Below are 25,030 nucleotides of genomic sequence, written 5' to 3' on the forward strand. Positions count from 1 at the left end.
ATCTCTTGCCAAAATTCCATAATAAGGATTTCAAACTGCTTCGGACTGACGATCGTCTGTTATATATCTACCTCAGTTGGAGGTGTTTCTTCTACATATATATATATATGGGATTTACTTCTCATGAGCGAAAATATTAAAACGGAGCGCCCGAAGGCACCCCGTCTTCACTTATCTTATTTGTTGTTCAAGTACTCGTCCAATTGCTTCAAGATGTCATCGGATACGGCTTGTGATCCACCGATCACTTTCACGTACTCAACGCCATTCTTCTGCAAGTGTTCGCCAAGTTCTTTAGGTACGGATTTACCTACCAAGTAGACGCCAGTGTCGTCTTTCGCTGCCAGCGCGCCGCCTGCTAGAGCATCCGCATAAGACTTGCCTGTTGCGACATAAACTGTATCTGTTGGGCTGCCGAAGTATTTCGCCACTTCAAGTGAAGTTTTGTAACGATCCGCGCCACTGATACGGAACGAGTTCGGAAGCTCAGAAGCTGCCTGCTCGCTGATCGCGCCAGTTCCACCGATGATCAAGCTGTTTTCCACGCCTAGTTTCACCAATGCCGCTTTTGTTGCGTTCGGCACTGAATCTGTACGGGAAAGCAAGATTGGTGTTCCTTCAGATCCAGCATAGCTAGCTACGCTTAGAGCATCCGGGAAGTTTGTTCCGCTAACGACGATTGCTGATTCGGATTTACCAAATTTCTCAGCAATTTTCGCAGCTGTTTCAAAACGGTCTGCGCCGCTGATGCGTTCTACTGTGATGCCGTCAGATTTCAATTGCTTAACGACAGCGTCAGAGATTGCGCCAGTTCCACCAAGAACGTGGACTTTTTTCGCGCCGAGGCGTTTGATTTCTTCATATGTGTCAGCTGGCAATTTCGCCGTGCGAGACAATAGAAGCGGTGCATCATGCATCTTCGCAAGCGGTACGCCAGCTAGTGCATCTGCATAGTTATCGCCACGTGCTAGAACGACTGTATCGGAAGATTCCCAGCCCTCTTGGCTCAACTCAACTGCAGTGATGTAGCGGTCTGCGCCTGAAATGCGCTCTGCGCGAAGTTCAGATTCAGAACGGTCAATCTTCACTTCTTTTTCAACTTTGTTGCCAGCGCCATCTTCAGCGACCACCATGAACGAATTCATGCCATCTACCAAATCGACTTTCGCTGTTACCGTGTTGCTGATTGGGTCAGCAATCTTGATTTCATCGAACACGTCTTGGTTGTAAAGGACATCTCCATCAAGTGATAGTTTCACTAGGTTAAAGTTGTCTTTCACCGTAATTTCGAATTCGACAGAATCTTGATCTTGATCCACTACGCTTGGAGCATCAATGGCAAGTGTCGGGTTCACCGTATCCACATAAATTGGGCGGATGATTGACGACGTGTTGCCATTGTAATCAGTCGCTTCGAATTTCACTTCTTGGCGTCCAGTTTCAAGTTCGATCGTTGTATCGAATTCAAACCCTCTCTCCGATTCCGTAACTGCGATTTCTTTGCCGTTCACTTTCAAAGTCTTCAAGTTTTCTTCAACAACGTACCCTTTGACCGGTACCTTGTTTGTGTTATATAGCTTAAGCGGTTCTGGGCCATCTTCATTTACATAGATGACTGGTTTCACTGAGTCATCTGCATTCGACATTGCATAACCTGCGTTATAAGCATGGTCATAAACGATGATTTCAATCTTGTCAGCATCTTCAGCATTCAAGTCAAACTCATCAAGGTCGATAACTGTTTCATCAGCATCAAAGTACCCTTTTTCACCAGGCAAGCGCTTGTCATCTACATTGATAGAGAAGAATGCAGCGCCAACACCAACATCAGAAAGAGTTACTTCCAACGTGTTATCTTTTTCATTTACGTTCACAACAGCTTCTGGTGCGACTGTATCGATGTAAACCGGCAAAGTCTTGCTCTGCCATTGTGCATCTTCATAGTCGACTTTCGCTTTCAATTCGTAATCATACAATCCGTCTGCTGTTACTTTGCCTTTGACTTTACCGTCCCAAGCACGCGAACCGTTATAGCTGAAGTAAGAACCTCGGCCGCCGTCAAAGTAGTTTTTGCGGACGTCTTTTTCAGTGTTTACAGTGCGAAGTTTTTTGCCTGCTGCATTCCAGACATTTGTCTGAAGTTCATCGGCATTACGCAGCAATGTTGGAATACCATTGATGGAATCGTTCAAGCCATCGTTGTTTGGAGATACCGGATAAACCAGTTTTCCATCCACTTCAACCAAGTCCATGAAACCAAAACCGTCGTATGCTTCTTCAATACCACCCGACTCTAGATAGTCTTCATAGAATTTCGGTTCATCTTTTTCTTCAACGCCGAAGGAATCAAGGATGTCCGGACGATCCCATTCACCGTAGAAGCTGATGTATGGCAAGACCAGGTCAGGGTTGGCTGAACCTTCTTCAGCCATCAATTTCACAAAGCCTTCAACGAAGACATCTTCTTCAAGAGCTTTCGTGATTTCTTTGCCATCTTTATCAAGTCCAGGCACTTGTCCTGCACTGATATCGATTGTAACGGTCACATCAGTCGTACCATTTGCCGGTACAGTCACTGTTTTAGGAGCTGTTACTTTTGCTCCTTGAAGTGCGCCTGATTTCAACAAGTTAGATGTTACGTCGCCATCTTCTTGGAACATATCCACAAGAACGGATGTGTCGACTGAGTACGTCGCCGCTTCGTCAGACATGTTTTCAGCTGTCAATGTGAAAGTAAAGGAATCTTCCGTGAAGTCTTTAACGTTCACTTTCGCTTCGTTTGTTGATTTCTCAGTCAAGATGACTGGCGTTGTAACAGCGCCGTTCAACTGCATCATACCTGCGCCTTGACGACGAGGAGAAATGGTATCGCCTGATTTGCCATGCGTGATATCTGCTGTGTTCAGCATCAATACTTTCGCTAGGCGAGTACGTTCTTCAACAGATAGGTTTTTGTACTCGTCATGGTTTTTCAAATATTGCTGAACGAGTGCCGCGCCGCCTGCAACGTGTGGAGCTGCCATCGACGTTCCGCTCATGACGCCGTATTTGTCGTTTTCAAGCGTTGACAAGATGTTTCCGCCTGGTGCAGACAATTCCGGTTTGAACTCAAGGTCCGGTGTTACGCCCCATGAAGTGAAGTCTGTCGCACGGCCTACTTCAGGTCCTTCTTCTACGTTCGTTTGTTCTACGTCAGCATCTAGTTCGCCATCTTCAGCAAGCGCCGCTTCAAGTGCTGCACCATCTTGTTTAGTGATCTTCATGAATGGGATATCCCAGCCGCCTTGGTCTTTGTAGAATACTGGATTATCTGTGTTATACACGATAATACCAATCGCTCCAGCTGCCGCTGCCCATTTCGTTTTATCAGCAAAAGCATAAGCGCCACGTTCGACGACTACGACTTTGCCTTCTACGTCAATGCCTTCATAGTCTGCCGCCGCGCCTAACGCGTCTGGCTTGCCAGATAGTTCTTTCAAGGAAACAACTTCAAAATCGCTGCCAGCTGTTTTGAAATCCAACCAGTCATCTACGCCAAATCCTTCTACTGAGAAATCAGCGAATTCCACTTCGTGTGTGTAGTGATTGACGAGATTTCCTGTAGCTGCTACTTGGATTGTATCTTTGTTCAATCCAGGAGATCCGACTAGACCGTAGTCCGGGTTGTCGTAATGCGGGTTGTCGTAGCCATAACCGATGTGGCCAGAGTTACCAGCTGAGACAGCTGATACGATCCCGTTGTTTACAGCGTTTGTGATCGCTTTGTCTTCTGCGCTATCTGCATCGTAGAACGAAGAAGTAGAGCCTAGGCTCATGTTCAAAACGTCTGCGCCAAGTTTCACTGCATCGTCGATTGCTGCCAAGTAGACATCAGAGAATGTCGATGGGAAGTTGACGTCATTCGAGAACACTTTCATGCCCAAGATTTGTGATTCAGGTGCTACGCCCTTCAAGCCGCCTTTGCTTTCGTCGCCGTTAGCGCCGACCGTACCTGCAACGTGCATGCCGTGCATGGAAGCGCCTGGGCCGTCATCTTGAATTTCGTTGTTTTTATCGTAGTAGTTGTATGCATAAGGAACTTTGACGTTTTGGTAAGCGCCTTTTAGTCCGTCTTTCGATACAAGCCCTTCAACGTCTGATTTCGTCAAGTCAACTTTCGAATCATCCGTAATGTTGAAGTCTTTGTGATCTGGGTCAACTCCTGTATCGATGACCGCTACGACCATTCCTTCACCTTGGAATTTGCTGTCAGCCCATACTTGACGAGACTGGATAAAGTCGTGGCTTGTTGTCATTTCCGGCGTCGCTTCTGGTCTTTCGTATTCGTTAGCAATGTAAACATTCTTAACGTTTGGCAATTCTTTGATTTTTTCAACGTCGCTGAATTTCACCATGCCGCTGAATCCATTAAAGGCCGTTGTATATTCGTATTGAGAGTTCAACTCTACACCTTTAGAAGAAATGGTTTTCTTCACATTTGCATGCGCTTTCACTAGTTGAGCTTCAATTTTTTCTTTTTCTGCCTTAGCAAGTGTTTTGTATTGGACACCTTGAGCAGATGCCACTTCAACTGCTGATTGGCCTTCAACTTCAACAATGACACGAACTTCTTTGTTCGGATCCAGTGCATCTTTTTGAACCATCTCAGTATTTTCTTTTTTCTTAAGCTGCTTGATCAACTCCGCTTTGTCGTTGGAAAGAACGTTGATTGCCTGCAAATCCTTTTCATTGGCTGACTCTTTATCGCCAGATGTAGCGCTTGCAGTCATCATCCCGTTACTTGCAACTAAACCTGCGATCATGGCAACAGATACAAACTTTTTCCAAGTCTTTGAACCGTTTTGCACGATGTAGCCTCCCCTAATGTGTTTTTTCGAGGAAATTCGAAAGATATGTATGTTTCCAACTTCTGTATGTATTTCCTCACAAATAAAATAGTAACAATAGTCTTATAATTATGTCAATATGTTATTTGAATATTCTTGTGAATTGAATTAATGGAATTTAATAGAAATCACATAAGTATAAAAGATGAGTAATCGGACAATATATTCCTGCGAATTGCATGTGCTGAAGGAACCTTTTCGCAGAAACAAATTTTCGGTTTCCGAATCATATTAGGTATTTAGAATTATAAAAAGAGTATTTTGATCTTTATTTTTTTATACTTCGAAACCCACTAGGTATAAACGACCTTTTTTCTAACAGATTCAGATTTTGGGATTTTTTTAATGAAATTAGTGAGCTGTTGTTATCATTTATTGGGTTTTCGAAACAAGTAGTGAGGGTTTGCTTTTCGGCTTGTTCGTTGTTTCTCTTTTTGTTTCAGCTGGATAGTCGCCGCCGGGCTTGGGGTTGAGCTTTCGTAGTAAGCCAAGAAGAACGCTTGTCTTACTACTTCGCTTCACCCCTCTGCGCTGGGCGGCTGGATGATTTCATTGATTTTGGTTTGTATAAGTGGATCTGCTTCTTTATTCAGTTGCCGACTTATGGGGGAATCGCTTCTTGGGTTGGGTAGGGTCTGCAGATAGTGAGATGTTCCGTGTTGGCTTGTTCATTTCTTTTCTTTTTGCTTCAGCGGTATAGTCGCCGCCGGGCTTGGGGTTGAGCTTTCGTAGTAAGCCAAGAAGAACGCTTGTCTTACTCCTTCGCTTCACCCCTCTGCGCTGGGCAGCTGAGGGATTTCATTGGGAGTTGAGTGTTTAGTCGAATCTGCTTCTTTAGTTTGTTGCCAGCTTGTGGGGAAATCGCTTCCCGAGTTGAGCATGTAGGAAGCTAGTGGGATTTCATTGATTTTGGTTTGTATAAGTGATCTGCTTCTTTATTCAGTTGCCGGCTTGTGGGGGAATCGCTTCTTGTTAAAAGAGAGCTGGAAGTTATAAGCTACAGCGTGAATCGTTTTACTAATTGCTGTTATTTCATTCGCGTCAAAAAAAGAACCATCCGCCAAGTGAAGTAGCGGATGGTTTTTCATTTTTATTTGTAGCTTACTAATTTAACAACAGATTCCTGTTTGTCGTCACCGTTTGCGACGACTGTTTTTTCTTGGATGAATCCAAGACCTGGCGCGAAATAACGCGTCATTGTTGTAACTTGGTCGGATGATTCGGAAGACAGCACTTGTTCAACGACCAATACGTCTTCGAATGTACCTGCTTGTGTTTCCAGGGTTTCATCATGCGATGTTACGATCCATTCGCCTTCTGTGCTGTTGGCTTCGTCGATCATGACGACAGGCGCACTCATCGGCACTAGGCCTTCAATCGAAATGTCGCGCTCGCCTTCGAGTTCAGATGTTTCGATTAACATGTTCATGGATGACTCTGTCCACTCAGTCACTTCGATAGATGCCGCTTCGCCAAATGTGATTTCTTCGAGCACTTGGTTTCCTGATACTTCAAGCACTTCACGCGTTAATTCAAATTCGTCCACTTGGAAGTTCTTGACAAGGCCAAGTTCTGGCATATAGAGCTGAATGCCAGTTGGATCGGTTACTTCGATTGGCGCATTTTCTGATGCTTCGATTTCTGCTTCAGTTGTTTCTGTTTCCGCGGCTTCGGTTTCGGTTGTTTCTGTGCCGCCTGTGCCGTTGACTTGATTGTCTTCGGCAGAGTCAGTCACAGCGGTGCCGCAGCCGCCAAGGAGTACGGCTGAGAGCAAAAGACCACTGAATTTTTTCATGTATCTAACCACCTTATTATTTTTGCATTGCGTTGACTGTTGTTTTGATAGATGAGTTGATTGCTCCACCGATATAGTAAGTGCGGTTGATCAATTTCTCTGTGCTGTGTTGAGTGAGTGATGTTGTTAAGGCTGATGGCATTGAACCGTCTGGCACCAGGAAGAGCGGTGCGTTGTAACGAGCGGAAACTGCCGAAGATACCAATGCATCCGGATAGTTTGTGCCAGTCGAAACAATTAGGCGGTTTGAGACAAAGTCATCTGCGAAATAATCAATAGCTTCCGTACCCGTCTCGTAGCGAGTTTTGCCAGAAAGGCGAGTCACACTATCAGCTCCGATTTCACGTTTGACAGCAATCTCCAAAGAAGATGGTACGGCAGATGTTCCACCAATGATGACAACCTCGTCACCGAATGCTGTTCTCAAGCTGCTCGGTACGTCTAGTCCATCACGCACTAGAACGATTGGCCAGTTTTTCACAACGGCTACGCTCGCTGCAGTCAAGGCATCTGGATAATTGTCTCCAGCTGTAACGAAGACGCCGTCTGAAGATGGCAATTTCGCATTGATTTTTTCATTGGTTTCATAGCGAGTTTCACCGGCAAGGCGCTCTGTGCTCATGCCCAAGCTCTTCAGCTTGCTTTCGACCGAAGCCGATAGTGCAGAAGTTCCGCCTACTAAAATGACATGTTTCGCTTTCAAGCGCTTCAATTCTTGTTCTACGTCTGTTGATAAAGCTTCTGATCTGCTCAACAGGATTGGCGCATTGCCATAATGTGCCGCAAGCGGCCCTGCCGATAAGGCGTCAGCATATTGGCCAGACGTTGCGAGAACGACTGTTTTTTGTGATTTTGAAGATTCAAAACCGTTCGGGTACAGCAATTTCGAAACAGCTACCGCCGTTTTCAAGCGGTCAGCGCCTTCGATATTTTGCGGTGTGTAAGAATACTTCGTTTTGTCTGTATTGGTAAAGATGACTTTTTGTGCCCATACATCAAAAAGTTCCGAGTTCGGCCAGTTGCGCGCGTAATCACGGGCTTCTTCACGGTTATACAGATGGACCATCTCGCCTTTGTCTTTTGAACGCACGATAAAGTTTTTGCGTTTGAAATTCGACCAGACGATGTCGTCCTCTAGTGTGGAGTCATCGATAACGGACGCTTCAGGCAATTTCCCTGCGTAAGCGATAGCCGCTTCCTCCTGATAGAACCGTGTTACCGGTTTATCGCTGCCATCGAGCACAACGAATTTTTCATCGAGGTAATTCGACCAATGGACGATTCCGGTCGTCGTATGCACAACCCGTGTGTTCTTCCATTTTTTCGCTTCAGCGATGGCTTCTTGTTCAGTGCCGAATAGATTGTCTTTCATTTTTACGGATGGATGATAAATGCCATAAACTAATGGGCGATCGACTGGCTCCGGATCAGGTTTTGCTGCTCCGTCCACTTCACCGGTTTTTTTGTAAGTTACGTAACTACCTGAGATTGTTTTGGAATAATTTTGAGCATCTGTTTTCGAGGTGTAATGTTTAAGTGCTCTGCCGTTTTTATCGTTGACGACATACACATCAAAGAAATCATCGACGCCTTTTGCCACATTTGAGGCGATCTTTTGTTGGAACCAGGATTGCTTGATCATGGCTTCCTCTGTTGGGTTGGACATATATCCAACTTCTAGTAAGACTGAAGGCATATTCGCGGTACGCGTCACATAAAGGCTGTTCGCAATGACACCCCGGCCTTCCTTAACACCCGAATTGATGACGGCATTATGTGTTTTGATAGCTAAGCGGCTGCTTTCGGGAGAGTAGTGGCGTTGCAAAGTAGATGGCGGATAAGACGAGCTCGCGTAATTATTGTTGAAATAATACGTTTCGTACCCACCGTATGTAGGTGAACTTGTCGCATTATGGTGCACGGAAATGAATACGGTATTGTCGTTATTTCCGCTTGCAATCATTCCGTTCGCGACTTTCATCCGCTCAACTAAATCTTGGCCAGATGAAATACGGGAGAATTGGGCGTCATTGGTTCTAGTCATTAAGACTGTGAAGCCTCTTTTTTCCAACTCGGATTTCAATTTCAACGAAACTTCCAGGTTGGCGTGTTTCTCGTAATAACCGGTACGGTTTCCTGAGTATCCAGCCGTCCCGCCATAAGTTCCTCCGTGACCCGGATCTAAAATAACAGTTGGTTTACCGGCTGCAGAAGCAGTTCCAGCACCCATTCCAATGGCTAGCAGCAACAACAGCACAAACAAAAGTTTCTTTTTCAATGCTACATTCCCCTCTTTCTGACCTAATACTACCGGGGAAAATTAGGAGAAACAAGAGAATTTTACAATATTTTCTTAAAATGATTCTTTATACAGCGTTTAAAACTGAATTTTAAGGACACAAAGATAATAGTCCTATTAAAATTACTTAAAAGTGAGCAGACCGATTTAAAATTTAGGTATTATTAATCAATATCTTTATATTGATTATGCATTTAATTCGCATTATAATCCGGAAATTTGAATTGACAAAAAAATCCAGAGAAGAGTTAACTCTCTTCTCCGGACTCTGCTTCTTCTTCGCCTTCATCTAGGAAATTGCTTAGCAAGGCATCAGAATGATTTAAGATTTTCAAAGCGTTTTCTTGTTTTTGTTCGATGATTTCTGTTTCCGGCTCGATTCGCTCCATCGTTTCGAAGTCGTAGTAGCGTTCGGGGTACCTGGCGTTTTCTCCCAAGTACATGTGATCACCCGTAATGTATGAACCTCCAGGCAAATAATACCGCACTGCGAGCAAGTTGTTCTCATATTGCAGCATATTGTGGCCAATCATCGGGGCTTGCGGTTCGATGCCCATTAAATTCATGATGGTCGGCATCATATCGATTTGCCCGCCAAAGTTGGAGTTCACTTCGGATTCGACTAGTCCAGGAGCCGCAATGATGAACGGCAGCAAGAACCGGTCTTTCAAAGAATATTGATGGCCCAGCAACTCAGCCATCAACTCATAGTCCTTATCCGTCATCGGCCGTCCGTGAAGCCCTGAATGGTCGCCATTGACGACGATCAGGGACTCTTCATAAATGCCCTCTGCTTTCAAAAAGTCGATAAACTCCCCTACCGCCTCGTCAGCATAACGGATGGACTGAAGATAATTTCCTGTGTAGGTATCCACATATTCCTCAGGCAACTCCAAATACTTGTCTTGTTCACGCACTTCAAACGGCGTGTGGCTCGTGACGGTCATCAAGTTTGCGTAGACTTTTTGGCCTGATCGAATCTGCTCACGCACTTCGCCTTCCGCGTATTGGAACATCGTTCGATCGGATGGCCATAAACCAATCAAGTCTTCGTTCGGAATTTCTTTGCTCGAATAAGCATAATCAAACCCGAGTGAAGGATACAATTGTTCGCGGTTCCAATATTCGAGCTTATCCGCATGGTACGTGGTCGTGTAATAATCGCGGGCATTGAGCAGGTTAACTAGCGACGGCAATGGATCGCCATTCAAATAATTGACCGTCGGATCCAAGCCCCTGGTCATGAGCGAGGTGTGCAATAACCATTCGGCATCGGATGTATTGCCTGCCCCTATCTGTTGGAACATATGATCAAAATACAAGCTATCCCCTAATAGCTCATTCAAGTTTGGCGTCAATTCCTGCCCATCGATCGATTGGTTGATGGCGAAATTTTGCAGCGATTCGATTTGAATGACAAATAGGTGGCGGTCTTGGGCAATACCGAAGCGGTCGTGTTCGCGATATGGCACGAATTCGTTGCCTTTCAGCTTAGCCAGTTCTTCGTCCGATAATAAATTCATTTGGGCCGAGGCACTGTTTTGCTGTGTAGCCTGGACCAATTGTGTTTGAACAAAGCCCTGTTCTTTAGAGAATAAAGTCATATCCAAAATCGGTTTTTGCAAGGCCATCACCGTTGTCGCCGCACTGAATACGACGAGCACCAAGGCAACCACACTGATTTTCTTGCGATTTTTCATTGTCAACGGCCGATTCCAGTACAGCACAAATAATGCAATATAGAGCACGATGTCTGCAAAGAATAGGAAATCGAGCGGCATATAGAGCAAGCTAACCGTTTCCATGACAGATCCGGCTTGATCGCCTTGCTGCAAGTCAAAATAGCTCGGCACGGTCTGAAAATAGCGTTCATACCAGACAATCGATACGAGTAGCCCGGAGACGAATAAGTTGTAGATTAGCGCAACGAGCGGACTGACTCGTCGCAGCACGACAAACAAGAGCACCGGCAAGAGCATGAACACCGGAAAATCGACGGCCACTAAGCGCAGCCAGGAAACTTCGCCGTAAACAAGAGTACGGAATACCCCCAACTTGATGAGAAGAATGAGAGACAAAATCACCAAAACCAGCAGCGGAGAGTTCAACTTTTTTGTTTTTTTCATAATAAACCCCTTGTAGTTAATGAATCTATCATAGCACTTTTATTACAATTGTTACAATAGCGCCAATATTGTGTTAAGGCGAGATGCGATGGTAATGGGTGAACTGCAAGCTGGTTATTCCTTGTGCGGCAAGGGAGTTCTCGATTTTAAGAGAGTCTGGAATTTTACGGAAAATTAATAATAGGGCTTGTTTTCCGGATCGAAGGTGTATGGAATCGTTTTGACTTTCTAGCGATGCTTCAGCTTTTTAATCGCCGCCCGGCTTTGGGTTGGCCACTTGCGCTCGGCGGCTGTGAGATTTCGTTGAGGCGAGTTCGTTTAAATCGTTCTGCTTCTTTAGCTTATTGCCGGCTTGTGGGGGAATCGCTTCCCAGGTCATGATTGAAATAAGATAGCGAGGGTTTGCTTGCGGAAATGTTTTAGTGTTCTGGTTGAGTCATGGTGCTAATCGCCGCCGGGCTTTGGGTTGGCCTCTTGCCACAAGCCAGGAAGAACGCCTGTCTTATGGCGTCGGCTCACCCCTATACGCTCGGCGGCTTGGTGATTTCATTAGTCGGAGAGTATTTAGGGCGATCTGCTTTTTTAGGTAGTTGCCGGCTTGTGGGGGAATCGCTTCTTGGGATGTGGTTGAAATAAGATAGTGAGGGTTTGCTTGCGGAAATGTTTTAGTGTTCTGGTTGAGCATCATGGTGCTAGTCGCCGCCGGGCTTTGGGTTGGCCTCTTGCCACAAGCCAGGAAGAACGCCTGTCTTATGGCGTCGGCTCACCCCTATACGCTCGGCGGCTTGGTGATTTCATTGGTCGGAGAGCGTTTAGGGCGATCTGCTTTTTTAGGTAGTTGCCGGCTTGTGGGGGAATCGCTTCTTGGGTGCGGCATCGGAAAAAGTGGCTTGGGGCCTGAGCTTGTTTGGATGATCAAGATTCATTAGCTTCTGTCCACAGCAAAGGAACTTCAGGCGGACTGAAAAATAATGACCTTCCCCCTCTCTTCTTTCCCAATATTTCATCACATAAAAAAGCCGCCCTGTTGAGGACGGCTTTTGTCAGATCATCGATACGATTTATTTCACAAATTGGGAAGTGTGTTCGATCGATACGTTCTGGTAATAGAAGTTCAAGATTTGTTCGGCACTGTGGCCGGCTTTAGAGCGGTAGTAGGAGCCCCACTGGCTCATGCCGATGCCGTGGCCAAAGCCACTGCCGTCCATGACGAAACGGTCTGCTGAGTCTACTATGTCAAAGTCGACACTTTTCAAGTTAGCTGCTCCCATCAATGTCCGGAAGGCAGTTATGTTTGGCGAGTTGCCTGCTTTGTAGGTGATGATTGCTTGGTGCTTTTTCAATGACGAACCGATGTATTCGTTACTTGCTGTTTTCAAAGCAGATGGAATAACGGATTCGCCACCCAGGTAATAAGCTTGGTCTTTTGTCAGTTTGCTGATTTGTTCCATGTGTTCAGCCGGCAAACGATCCGGGTCCGGGTGCAACATGAGGATTGGCGAGTTTGTTTTCGCCGCCAGGACAGAGCCCGCAAGTGCATCGACGAATGAATGGGCATTGCCGACAACCAGGTTTTTGCCGTTCATTGGCAACAGTCGGTTGATTTCCAAACTGGTTGCCACGCGGTCTTTGCCACTGATGCGGTTGCTGATGATGCCACGTTCGAATAATGCCGATTCGACTGCTTCTGGCACAACTGTCGTGCCCCCAATCAAGATGGCTTTTTCCGTAGACTGATTTTCCAAGAAGGACAGTGTCGATTCTGGACTCTTGTCTCCCATATGGATGATGATCGGCAATTGATGCGCGGCTGCATAGGCAGAGGCAGATAGGGCATCGGAAGAGTTGTTATTGCCTGTTGCGAACAGCACGGTTTGCATCTGTCCGATTTCCTCCGCGATCAATAACGAAGTTTCTGAACGGTTTTTACCCGCCAGACGTTTGGTTTGGAATCCTTTTTGCGTTAATGTTCGTTCTACATTTTCAGAGATGGCTGAAGTTCCGCCAAGCAAATAAACTGTCGCACCTTTGACGGTTTGTTGCTCCAGGAAGTTTTCAACCGATGCTGGCAAACTGTCGTTTCGGGTCAATAAGACGGGCGCGCTTTGTTTATGTGCAAGCACGGTTCCTGCTAGCGCATCGGCCGGAACATCGCCGCGGCCAAGAACGATGGCAGGTGCTTTTTCAGTACCAACCGTCTCTTTGGCAATTTCGACAGCTGTGTCGTAGCGGTTTTCTCCAGCTAGCGTTTTAGAGGCAGCACCCGCGGCCATATCGAAATTCAGGGCATTGTTTTCGCTGTGGCGAATGTAATAATCCATTTCAAGCGTGATGGACTGAACTTTCCCAGTGTTCGAGAAGTTTTCGGTTTGGATATTGTTGATGGAAGCGATTTTGATCGATTCGACTGTCGAATCTTGTGCTTTTGCTTTTGATAGCAAATCTTTTTTGAAATTGGTGAATGCGGTTTTGCTTTCACTTCCGACTAGTGCGCTATTTAAGTTCAATTCAGCTGTCGTATCCCACCATGTAGCCGGAGCCATCAAATCGGTAGTTGCCGGAAGCTGCTGTTTGAGCCAATTGAGTTTCCATAAAACGCTTGTCTTGTCGAACTCGTCTTTTTGCGTAGCAGATAGATAAGGCAGTTTGCCCGACCAGTATTGTTCAGGCAGTTCAGTTTGCCCGCCGTTACTTGATGAGAAATAGGCTGTGACAAAGCCTGTCTGGCCGCCCGATTTTTTGTAGGTAAGAATCTGGCCTTCAGTTTCATCGACTGCACGATTCGTATATTCATATGCTGATTTGTAATGAGGGGATAAAGGATCCCACATAAAGCCTTTGTACACTTGGAAAGTTGTCGTATCATCGATTTCTAGCGTGCTTTGGCTCATTTTTGAGAATACGTAGGAACGGGCGGCAATCGCTTGAGCTTTCAGCGATTCCATTCCGCCGCTTGCCCCCCAACTTGCTGGGCTTTCAGATGGCACGACCCCTTTTAAGTAATCTTCAAATTCCAAAGAGTTCACCGGCTGGATTTTTGTTGTGCCAGACATGCGGAAGAGGATTGTCCCAAGGTAAGGATAGATGGTCTGAGATCCAGGCTTGTAGAGATGGACATTATTTGCCTTCGAATAGACGGACGGCTCAATCGTCACAGTGTTCAAGCCGCTCTTTAAGGTTTGGCTGCCTTTTTTCAGTACCAGTTTCCCCGAGGATACTTGCACCTGGTAACGGACACCTTTTTCCAACTTGATGGTTTTGTCTTCTGTTAATTGTGAACTGCCTTGTGGAACAAAATCAAAGCTGCTGTTAGTGCCCAAGCTATTAGTTAAACGAACTTTCACGGTAAAATCTTCTGCAGCAGAAGCATTTACCGCTCCTCCAGCAAGAACGCCAATGAACAATAGCATGGCCAAACCTTTTAATAAAATTCTCAATGCGGTTCCCCCTATTTACGATGTTTTTAAATGCAAAATCGCTCTTTTTTAACAGTATATTCTAGATTTTTATTAAAAGGTACATAAATTTTCTAAATTTATGTAAATAATACCACCAATGAATTTCTCAATCCTTGTCCTTTGCCTTGTTTTCTATCTTTACGGGCAAAAAAAAATGGCCGAGGCCATTTCTTTAATCTGTATACGAACGGATCGTGACGATTTTCTTGTCCCAATGTCCCCAAGACGTATCAAGAGCTGTAATCGCAACTCCTGTGCTTGTTCCAGCATGGATGATTTTTCCATCCCCAATATAAATCCCAGCGTGGCTCGGACGTGTTGGCGTGCTTCTAACCAGGTCAAGTAAAACAATATCCCCGACTTTCACGTTTGAATAGCTGACCGGCTTGCCGGATTCTGCCATCAATGCCGTTGTTCTTGGAATCGTGATTCCCTTTTTATTAAAGACATACATCAAATAACCTGAGCAATCAAACCCTGATGGCGTTGTTCCGCCCCAGCGATACGGCGTACCGATATATTTTCTCGCTTCTTCAATAATCTCGTCGCGAATGTCTGCAGATGGTTTAACAACTGGAATGGCTGCGGGTTTTGGATTCGGGTTCAAGGCTTCTTTAGAAACAGCCGTTTCGCCCCCGATGACTGTTAGATTATTGACGTTTTTATTGTTGATGATATCTTTTGTCGATGATGGCAGGTCGGCTTGACGTACGAGCAAGACCGGCTTCTTCTGTTTTCCGCCAAGAGCAGAGCCCGTCAAGGCATCGGCAAACTGTTGGCCGGAAGCGACAAGCGAGTCTTTGACAGTTGTTGGGTAGAGTTTAGCGACAACTGCTGCGGCTGTAGCATAGCGGTCTTTACCGGAAATGCGTGATACGGCTGCTGTTTCGTCGATTTTTTTGTAGACTTCTGAACTGACAGCACTTTCGCCGCCTACGACTGTGACAGTTTTATAGTTTTTCACGGCTGCTGCGACTTCTTTTGACATGCCGTTTCCTGAAGTTAAGAGGATGGGCTTGCCTGTTTCAGCAGCATGCGAAGCGATTGACAAGGAATCGGCATAACCGGATCCGCTCGCGACGACTGCTGACGTTCCGCCCACTTTCGCTGCGATCAACGCAGAGGTTTCAGAACGGTTGCTGCCGGCGATGCGTTCAACAGTCATGCCCTGTTCTTTTAATTGGCTGACGACTTTATCGGAAATGACACTTTCACCGCCAAGGATGGTAGCGTTCTTGGCCCCGAGGCGGCCGATTTCAGACATGATCGATGCAGGTACAGCATCTTTTTTCACCAATAGGATCGGCGCGTTCATTTTTTTAGCGAGCGGCGCACCGGCAAGAGCATCCGGATAGTTATCGCCGATAACGAGGACAACGTGATTCGTGCTGTGGTAGCCCCAGCCTTCGCGTGCTACTTTGATGGATGTTTCGTAGCGGTCCGATCCTGAGATGCGGTCAAAGTTTTCAAAGACGCTTGCTTCCGAAGTGGAAGCGAAAGCAGTGATTGATAAAGCAGTTGCGGCGATCATTGTTCCAAACCATTTTGTCATTTTCATATGCTTCTGTTTCCCCCTGAGTTATATAGTCTGCTTTTCTGTATGTATTAGGCAATTTTTATTTCTGAATAATTCAGAGTTTATCATTGAATTTATGAGAGTAATATTACATTTATATTACAGGCATAAAGAAAAACCCCTTGAGACAATGCTCAAGGGGTTGTTGAAACCGCGTCCTATATAGGCTGAACGATATGTTTCATAAAATTTACAGTTTAAAATAAACAGGAGTAATTACCTAGTTTAGCTTCAAGACGCTTTTATAGATTTGGTGAATTTCTCGTTGTAATTTCTCATTGGAAAAATTTTCTTTAGCAAAGCTTCGCAGCATGCTTCCCATTTCCTGTGTGTTTGCTTGCATCGCTTTTGACATGACGTGTTCGAGCGCGTCTGCCCGCCCCGGTTCCACGATCCATCCGGTTTTTCCGGGATCGACAAGTGCCGGCACGCCCCCCACATTCGTCGCGATGACTGGCGTCGCCATATCTGCCGATTCCAACAGGACGAGCGGGAAACTTTCACTATGTGAAGTTAATAAGGAGACGTCGGCTGCATACAATAATTGGTCCACATCCGTGCGTGCTCCCAAGAATTGGACACGATTTTCAATGTTGAGCGCCGCTGCTTGATCACGTAATTTTTGACTTTGGTCACCGTCGCCGATTACCCATAGTTTACACGGCTGATCGATCTGTGCGAAAGCATTGAGTAGGATATCATGTCCTTTGACAGGATGGAGCCGTGCCACAATCGCGAAAACGAAATCGTCTTCCTCAGTATTAAGCGACTCACGAATTGCGCGATTATCAAAATCCGGCAAAGTTTCATGGAAATTGATGCCGTTGAAGACCGGCGTGATCTTTCTTGGTTGAACGCCCATTTGGACCAGCATATCCTTGAATTTCTCCGATACGGCAAACAAATGGTCTGCACGGCGCATCGCCCGCTGATTCAAAACGGTAAATACTTTGGCAAGCGGTTTCGGCTGGTGGAGAAAATCGAGTGTTGGATCGCTGTGGACCGTAATAAACCAAGGCATGCCGAGTTTTTTATAGACAGAATCCACAAGGAAATTTGCCCGGGCCCCGTGGGTATGAACGATCGAAAATCCGCCTTTTTTCAAGACCAGCAAAATCTTTCTAGGCGCAGACCGGTCCAGACGGCTGTTTTGCTGGACGACCGTTACGGGAATCCCGGCTTTTCGTGCGTCTTCCGCAAAAGCGCCTTCAGTGAGTAACAGCAACTCTGCTTCTACAGGAGAGTTTTTCAAGAGCTGCAATAAATGCTTTTTCGAGCCTCCAGTTTCGCCTCCGCTGATGACATGCAATACTTTCATCGGCGGCTGCCGCCTTTGTCGCGCACGGCTTTGATGAGGAATTGCGGGAGCGCCATTTGGCGTTTGATGCGCGTCGGCTGGCTCGCAAGTCGGTAGAGCCATTCCGTTCCTGTGTTCAAAAACAGTTTAGGCGCACGTTTGACATTGCCGCTGTAAACATCAAAACTGCCGCCAACACCTTGAAAGATGTTCACGTTCAGCTGTTCCATGTTTTCGCGTATGAATAATTCCTGTTTCGGGCTGCCGAGTGCGACAAACAGAATTTGCGGCTGTGCGGCGTTGATCGTTTCGATGATTTTAGCCGGGTCTTTTTCGTAGCCATCCAGTGTTCCGGCAACGACGAGATTCGGGTATTTCTTTTGAATGTTTTGTGCAGCCAATTCGACCGTCGCCTTTTTCGCGCCGTACATAAAGATACGGTGGCCGTGTTTATGAGCAAGTTGAAGCAATGCATCCATCATGCCGATGCCTGTAACGCGTTCGCGAATTTCGCCTCCGCGCATGCGGGAAGCGATTTTGATGCCCACGCCATCCGGGATTTGGTATGTCGATTCATTCAACAATGTGCGAAGCGCCGGGTCTTTTGAAGCCATCATGACTTTTTCCGGGTTGATGGCGACAATACGCGATTTACGCCCTATTTCGATATCGGTTTGAATTTTATCCAGCAATTGCTGTTCGGTTTCTTTATTAACGGTAACGCCTAAAATTTCTTCTTTCATGTAGTTCGTGCCTCCATGCAAAACCGCATTTCCAATGGTTTGAAAATGCGGTCGTGTATTTTAATTTTTGGGATTGCCTTTGCCGTCGCCAAGACGGTAAACCGTAAATCCAGCTTGTTCGTAGGTTTCGCGGCTGATGGCATTTTTCGTATCGAAAATGGCTTTATGACGCATTGTTCCACCGATTTTTGATGGCTCGTAGTCTTTGAATGCTTTATGATCAGTCAAAATAACAATCAAATCTGCACCATCGACTGCTTCGTCGTAGCTTTGCGTCTGGAACGGCGCTTTGTTTTCTTTGACATGCGGGTCAAAGGAAGAAATACGCAGATCTTTCGCTTTCAAATGTTCCAGCACTTCCATAGACGGGCTCTCACGGATGTCGTCGATATTGCCTTTAAAGGCCAAACCAAATACAGCAACTTTCGCATCGGCGACGTCTTTTAAGATGTCGTCGATTTTATCTGCCGTGTATTGCGGCATGCCGTCATTAGTCGTCCGGGACAAATGGATGATTTTTGAAAGGTCCTGCTCTTTTTCCACTAGGAACCATGGATCGACAGCGATGCAATGCCCGCCGACGCCTGGGCCCGGCAAATGGATATTGACGCGCGGATGGTGGTTCGCGAGGCGAATCGCTTCCCAAGCATCAACACCGACATTGTCCGAGATTTTCGCAATTTCATTCGCGAAAGCGATGTTGACATCGCGGTAAGTGTTTTCCATGACCTTAACCATCTCAGCCGTAGTTGCATCGGTTAAAATGAACTCGCCTTTGACGAATGATTCGTAATAGACTTGCGTGCGTTTTGACGATTCCTCGTTGATGCCGCCAATGATACGGTCGTTTTTCACGAGTTCTTCAAAAACTTTGCCAGGAATCACGCGTTCTGGGGAATGCGATACAAACAGTTCTGTCCCGATTTCCAAATTGCTCTTCACGAGAATTGGCATCATGACATCGAGTACCGTGCGCGGTGGCACCGTTGACTCCAATACGACCAAATCGCCTTTTTTCAGGAATGGCACGATCGATTCTGTCGCAGCACGGATGTAATCCATGTTCGCTGTTTTGTCCTCAGCGATTGGAGACGGCACAGCGATGATGAACATGTCCGCTTCCGCTGGTTTTGTTGATACCGAAAAAGTACCTTTTTCCAATGCTTTGTTCAAGTAATCCTGAAGGAATGGTTCTTCGATGTGGATTTGTCCATCAGACAGCATATTCACCGCTTTTTGATTGACGTCCACGCCGTGAACTTCATAACCATGGTTTGCAAACATGACCGCTGTCGGCAAGCCGATATATCCTAATCCCACTACACAGATTTTTTCCATTTCGTTAATTCTCCTCAATTGCCAGTAATTTTTATTGCCAGCTTCAAGCGCTGGCTTCTATATCAATAATTTTTGCTAATATCAATAGTTCATTCTACCATAGCTAAGCCTTAGGCAGAAATCGTTTTGGTGTATTTTTCATTACGGTTTCGTTACAGGACGCATGGTGACTCGATGGGTTCCCAAAGAAAAGCCTCTTCCGCAAATCCGGAAGAGGCTAGAAGTTATTCGTCGTGACGATGTTCTTCTTCTCCCCAGCATTCCGTATTTTTCAGGCCAGGTACGTTTTTCGCATAAAATACCGGATTCTTGCCGGCTTTTCGTTGGCCCATATAGTCGTCGAGCACGCGGAACGCGATCTTCCCGAGCAGGGCAATGACAATCAAGTTGATGACCGCCATCATCCCCATGAAGAGATCGGCCATATTCCAGACGAGTTGGACTTGCGCGATCGAACCGAACATGACCATCGCAAGAACGCCGAAGCGGTAAGCTGTCAGCCATAAGCTATGTGCATTGATGAATTCAATATTGGTCTCTCCGTAATAATAATTCCCGACAATCGAGCTAAATGCAAAGAACGTAATAGCAATTGCCAAGAAATAAGGCGCCCATGCCCCGACATGCATCTCAAGGGAAGTTTGCGTCAGTAAGATGCCTTCTTGTTCACTCGTGCGGTACAAGTCAGCCAAAATGATGACGAACGCAGTCGCCGAACAAATGATGATCGTATCGAAAAACACCCCAAGACTTTGAACGAGCCCTTGCTTGGCAGGGTGCGAGACGTTCGCAGAAGCTGCAGCGTTTGGTACAGACCCCATGCCGGCTTCGTTCGAGAACAAGCCTCGGCGAATCCCTTGCATGATTGCAGCACCGATACCGCCTCCGACCACTTCTTCAAGGCCGAATGCGTTTTGGATGATCAAGGTGAACACTGCCGGGATTTCCGTAAAGTTGAGAATGGATATGTATCCTACAACAAGTAGATAAACAACCGCCATGACCGGCACGACCACTTGCGTGACATGTGCGATACGGCGGACACCGCCGAAGATGACGATGGCAGACAGCACAACTAAGCTTGCGCCGACAACCCAATTCGGGATATTTAGTACATCGCCGACTGATTGGGCAATGGTGTTTGATTGGACCGAATTGAAAATAAAGCCGAATGCGAGCGTCAACAGAATGGCAAAAACGATGCCCAACTTCCGTGTACCAAGTGCTTTTTCCATGTAATAAGCAGGCCCGCCACGGAATTGCTCGCCATCTCTAATCTTGTAAACTTGAGCAAGCGTACTTTCGATAAAGGCAGTCGCCATTCCGATAAGAGCCACGACCCACATCCAAAACACGGCTCCCGGGCCGCCAATGGCTATGGCCAAAGCAACACCGGTAATATTGCCTGTCCCGACGCGTGAAGCGGTCGAAATCGTAAAGGCCTGGAAAGCGGAAATCCCGCCGGTTCCATCTTTCTTTTCCGTGATGACACGGAACATCTCGCCAAATAAGCGCACTTGCACGAAGCGTGTACGGATGGTGAAATATAAACCAAGACCGAGCAAGAGCCCGATCAATATGTATGTCCATAATAAGTTATTGCCTTCGTCGACGATCCACGTCAACCCGTTAAATATTGCATCCATATCGATGACCCCTTTAATGTTCTATAGTTGTGCAGTGTTTCCATACCCTAAAGGCCGTGCCCGAAAACTATCCCCAGACACATCCATGGCAAGCTGTTTAAGCAAGGCGTAATGTTTCCGCTAAAACACGCGCTCCAATATCAAGCGCTTCCCGGTTGAAATGCATATCCGGATGGTGCAGCCCAGGCGTTAAATCGGCTCCGATTCCGACCATTGCCGCTTTTAGGCTGGGCTTTTTGATTGTGTAAAAATGAAAATCGTCGGCTCCAGTCGTCTGGATTGCTTCTGCGAACGCCTCGTCTCCAAGCACGTTTCGAATCGCTTGCGTAGCAATTTCCATCGCTTCTTCCGACACTTCAGCAGCCGGTGTGTAATCGTCCCATTTCAAGTCAATGGTCACACCGTGCAGTGCGGCAATCGCCCGCAAGCCTTCTTCTAAGCGAACTTTCATCGTGTCCATCAAAGCATTCGACTGCGAACGCACATCGAGTGCGAAAGTGGCGCTTCCTGGAATGATGTTCAAACTTTCGCCGCCGGTCTGGATATTCGTCAGCTTAGCTGAATACGATTCGAACGGCGAGAAGTAAACCGTTTTCACAAATTGGTGGATGGCCGCGATGACATCGATGGCGTTTTTCCCTTGATGCGGCCGAGCTCCATGAGCATCTTCGCCGGTGATTTTGCCTTTCAGGAAAATCCCCGAACCGTGATGAAGCGCTGGTGTCACTTTTCCAAAAGGCAGCTCTTCTTGAGGACGCAGATGAACACCAAACAAATGCGTCACTCCTTCCAAAGCGCCGCGCTCAATCATCGCAAGCGAGCCGTTGCCTTGTTCTTCAGCCGGCTGAAAAATAAAGCGGATGCGTTTAGTCAATTTTTCATCCTTCAAACGCAGGAGCGCCCCCAACACCATCGACATATTGGCGTCATGGCCACAGGAATGATTGGCCTGCACTTGGCCATTTACTTCCTGCCAGAGGGCATCGATATCCGCACGGACCGCAACCACTTCCTCCCCTTCACCGATTTCCGCAATCAACCCCGTCACGTCATCGAAGATCCGGTACTTCACACCGAGTTCTTCCATAATCTGCGCCAGCTTTTTCGTTGTTTCGATTTCTTTGAAGCTAACTTCCGGATGTGCGTGGAAATGGTCAAAATAAGATTCGGTCTGCTGTTTGAACTGCATAAAAAATCCGCTCCTTTGCATTATTCATCTTGTTGAATTGTACCTGTCTTCTTGCTTCAAAACAAACTGGATTTTCAAAAATCATTTTCTTTGAATGGCCTAGTCTGTTCGTTCTGCCATGTGCAAAATCAAGCTAGCGATGATTTCTGGAACTTCTTCGAACGCATTTTTCATATGGAGCCGTTCGGTACGCTTATGCGGATCTTTGCCGAATGGGCCGATATTCAAGACTGGTGCATTGAGTTCTTGCATCGTCTGGAATGGGATATTGTATAAATCGCCATAAACCGGCGTGTTGTTTTCATAGCTGATCCAACCACTCGAGGTATCTCGGTAATTGACGTAGCTGAGATCGGAAATGCCGTTGAAAAAATGCACTTGCTCGAGTTCCAAATCGAAACGTTCACGTGCATATTGCGTTGCATATGCCACACATTCCTTGATGAACGAGTCTTCACTTGAATTGACCGCTGGGTAATAGGGCGGAGCGAACAACAACACGATTCCAGGCGTCAGTTCCTGGCAATTGAGCAGCAAGATGTCTGCGATATGGAACGATTTGTCGCGAACATCGCGGTCTGGGTCCATTAAAGTATCACGTATTAACCGATTGACATAATCGAGGCCGAATTTTTCCTTAGCGTACTCAACCAGTTCTTCGTACCGAAGGACCCGGATTTCATCGAAACGCGGCGCCATGCCGACTTTTTGGCATAAAGAACGATAATCCTCTAGGCATTCTGCGGCGGATTCTTTCGCCAGGCCTTCGAAAATCCCCATGACGTCCTCCGCATTTCTTTCCATCGTGAATACATTATAAAGCGCTTTGGTGCGGTATGGGGTTTGAACCGAATATTCTTCTTTCATATCCCCTTGCGTCAAGGTTACGGGGAGAGGCGTTTTTTCCCCGTGAACAGTTTCGGAAAACGCCGGATTCCATTCCATGTTACGTGTCAAATACGTCGACAAAAAACTTGAGGTCATGCCCGCAAGCGGCTCTCCTGCGTGTGTTTCTTTTCCGTAGAACAAAGCGCTCGGCATGATTTTTCCGATGGATCCGGTGTAGATGTATTGCGATTCGTCTCCTGGTGATTTCGCAAAGACCGGTTCGCCGTTTAAAAACAGGACGTATTCGAGACCGTATTGACGTTCGAGATCCAGCAATTTCGAGACGCCATAGCGCATGCCCGCCGAGTTGACTTCCTCATCTGGAACCGATAAAAGCACGATGTTAATCGGCCATTGTTCCAAACTGGCCCGTTCAATCAAAGACATATGAATCGCCAGTCCCGACTTCATGTCCATGATGCCCCGGCCGAATAAATACTCCCCGGATGCAAGATCTGCCTGCATTTCCGGCTTGAATTCGTTTTTGATTTTTTGGAATGCCTTCTCGAGTTTTGCAGGCTGATAAGCGAGCGGCGCCAAATCTCCGTATTCGTGCACCGCCACCGTGTCGAAATGGCTCAGCAGCACAACGGTGCGTGAGGCTTGTTCATGCTTATACAAAGCGGTCACATAACGCCGTTCCCAATCGACTTCTCCCAGTGATACGAATTCGGGGTTCTCTTGAAAATACTCTGTTTCCAATAACTTAGCTTGTAATTTTTCAGGGAATGTCACTTCCCCTTCTGTCAGCCCTTGCGACTCCCAGCCTACCAATTGTTCTGTCAGGTCGCGCACTTGTTGTGGGGTTGTCCATAGACCCCTCATGATTTTGTCTCCTTTCGCTATTCTACTATAGAAAAAAACGGCTCATAGAGAGAGCCGTTTCCTGCGTTTCCGAAGTATATCCTCCGCAGCCCCTGACCCGAATATCACCCCGATGACGATGAGCACCAGACCGATCAAATGGCCGGATGTAATCGTCTCACCGAGTATGAGGCTTGCAGCTACAAGCGAAAACAAGGTATTCAAGTTCATGAAAATGGCCGCTTTTGTTGGGCCGGCTTGACCAATTGAGTAATTATACAACATATGTCCGACGGCTGTCCCAATCATTCCCGAAAAAAAGAAAGCCAGCCAGAACGACGACGGAACTTCCGCAAATGCCGCAATTTCTCCCGGCTCTTGGATAAGCGCGATGATGAATAAGACGACGGCCCCCGTCACGAGCATGTATCCCGTCAATAAGCGCGGGTCCAGTGAACGGGCCGCATTTGCTATAACGATATAACTGAAGACTTGCGCCAATATCGAAATGAAAACTAATACATCGCCAAGGCTTAAGCCTGAAGCTGAGTCGCTACCGACCATCACCGTTGTGGCGACGCCTGTAAAGCCAATGAAGACACCCAACCATTGCAGCCGAGAAGGTACCATGCGCATAATCAGCGAAACCAAAACCGCCGTGAGCATCGGTCCCGTTCCGAGAATCAACCCAGCGTTTGTTCCGGATGTGATCGCCAAGCCCTGAGACAGGAAGTAATGGTGTGTCACGACATTGAGCAAAGCGCCCAGCAAAATGTATTTCCAATCACTGCGCTTTGGCCAGCGCATCATGCCGAGCGACGCCAGAATGATCAATACCGTCACCCCGGCCAACAAAATCCGAAACGCCGTCAGCGTCACCGGATCAACAAATTCCAATAAATACTTTACCGCCGCGAGGTTGAATCCCCACACGACCATTACGGACGTTAAGATGCCGTAAATTTTCCATGGAGTCAAAAGTGCA

At 46.6% G+C, this 25,030-nt stretch carries 14 protein-coding genes; all 14 read right to left on the reverse strand.

The annotated features are described in order from the left end of the window. Positions 1-176: 176 nt before the first annotated feature. Positions 177-4,847, reverse strand: coding sequence for a cell wall-binding repeat-containing protein (locus AY633_RS16860; protein WP_068486924.1), 4,671 nt, complete (start codon positions 4,845-4,847; stop codon positions 177-179). 1,129 nt (positions 4,848-5,976) lie between these two features. Further along, positions 5,977-6,681 carry a hypothetical protein gene (locus AY633_RS04610; protein ID WP_068486931.1) on the reverse strand — a complete coding sequence of 235 codons (705 nt, stop codon included), beginning with the start codon at positions 6,679-6,681 and terminating at the stop codon, positions 5,977-5,979. A gap of 16 nt (positions 6,682-6,697) precedes the next feature. After that, positions 6,698-8,959 (reverse strand): cell wall-binding repeat-containing protein, encoded by a 2,262-nt coding sequence (locus AY633_RS04615; protein ID WP_068486933.1) that lies wholly within the window; start codon positions 8,957-8,959, stop codon positions 6,698-6,700. A gap of 269 nt (positions 8,960-9,228) precedes the next feature. Next, the gene (locus AY633_RS04620) at positions 9,229-11,106 is read right to left on the reverse strand and encodes an LTA synthase family protein (protein WP_068486935.1); all 1,878 of its coding nucleotides are present in this window, start codon (positions 11,104-11,106) and stop codon (positions 9,229-9,231) included. A 247-nt stretch (positions 11,107-11,353) separates the two neighbouring features. After that, positions 11,354-11,485: a hypothetical protein gene (locus AY633_RS16795; protein WP_260804510.1), complete on the reverse strand. Its 132-nt coding sequence runs from the start codon at positions 11,483-11,485 to the stop codon at positions 11,354-11,356. A gap of 682 nt (positions 11,486-12,167) precedes the next feature. Beyond that, positions 12,168-14,543, reverse strand: coding sequence for a SpoIID/LytB domain-containing protein (locus AY633_RS04625; protein ID WP_068486937.1), 2,376 nt, complete (start codon positions 14,541-14,543; stop codon positions 12,168-12,170). A gap of 193 nt (positions 14,544-14,736) precedes the next feature. Further along, the gene (locus AY633_RS04630) at positions 14,737-16,122 is read right to left on the reverse strand and encodes a cell wall-binding repeat-containing protein (protein ID WP_068486939.1); all 1,386 of its coding nucleotides are present in this window, start codon (positions 16,120-16,122) and stop codon (positions 14,737-14,739) included. Positions 16,123-16,360: 238 nt separating this feature from the next. Beyond that, positions 16,361-17,458, reverse strand: coding sequence for a glycosyltransferase (locus tag AY633_RS04635; protein ID WP_068486941.1), 1,098 nt, complete (start codon positions 17,456-17,458; stop codon positions 16,361-16,363). Next, a complete protein-coding gene (locus tag AY633_RS04640) occupies positions 17,455-18,180 on the reverse strand; it encodes a WecB/TagA/CpsF family glycosyltransferase (RefSeq protein WP_068486943.1) in 726 nt (241 codons plus the stop codon). The genes AY633_RS04635 and AY633_RS04640 overlap by 4 nt, the downstream gene beginning before the upstream one ends. Positions 18,181-18,240: 60 nt before the next feature. Next, a complete protein-coding gene (locus tag AY633_RS04645; protein ID WP_068486945.1) occupies positions 18,241-19,518 on the reverse strand; it encodes a nucleotide sugar dehydrogenase in 1,278 nt (425 codons plus the stop codon). 224 nt (positions 19,519-19,742) lie between these two features. After that, positions 19,743-21,164 carry an alanine/glycine:cation symporter family protein gene (locus tag AY633_RS04650; protein WP_068486946.1) on the reverse strand — a complete coding sequence of 474 codons (1,422 nt, stop codon included), beginning with the start codon at positions 21,162-21,164 and terminating at the stop codon, positions 19,743-19,745. A 97-nt stretch (positions 21,165-21,261) separates the two neighbouring features. Then, a complete protein-coding gene (locus AY633_RS04655; RefSeq protein WP_082799182.1) occupies positions 21,262-22,353 on the reverse strand; it encodes an amidohydrolase in 1,092 nt (363 codons plus the stop codon). A 99-nt stretch (positions 22,354-22,452) separates the two neighbouring features. Continuing rightward, positions 22,453-24,066 carry a M20/M25/M40 family metallo-hydrolase gene (locus tag AY633_RS04660; RefSeq protein ID WP_068486950.1) on the reverse strand — a complete coding sequence of 538 codons (1,614 nt, stop codon included), beginning with the start codon at positions 24,064-24,066 and terminating at the stop codon, positions 22,453-22,455. A 42-nt stretch (positions 24,067-24,108) separates the two neighbouring features. Then, positions 24,109-25,023, reverse strand: coding sequence for a DMT family transporter (locus tag AY633_RS04665; protein WP_145915650.1), 915 nt, complete (start codon positions 25,021-25,023; stop codon positions 24,109-24,111). Between the last annotated feature and the right edge of the window lie 7 nt (positions 25,024-25,030).

Source organism: Planococcus maritimus, assembly GCF_001592825.1.
In the GTDB taxonomy this organism is placed as follows: Bacteria; Bacillota; Bacilli; order Bacillales_A; family Planococcaceae; genus Planococcus; species Planococcus maritimus_C.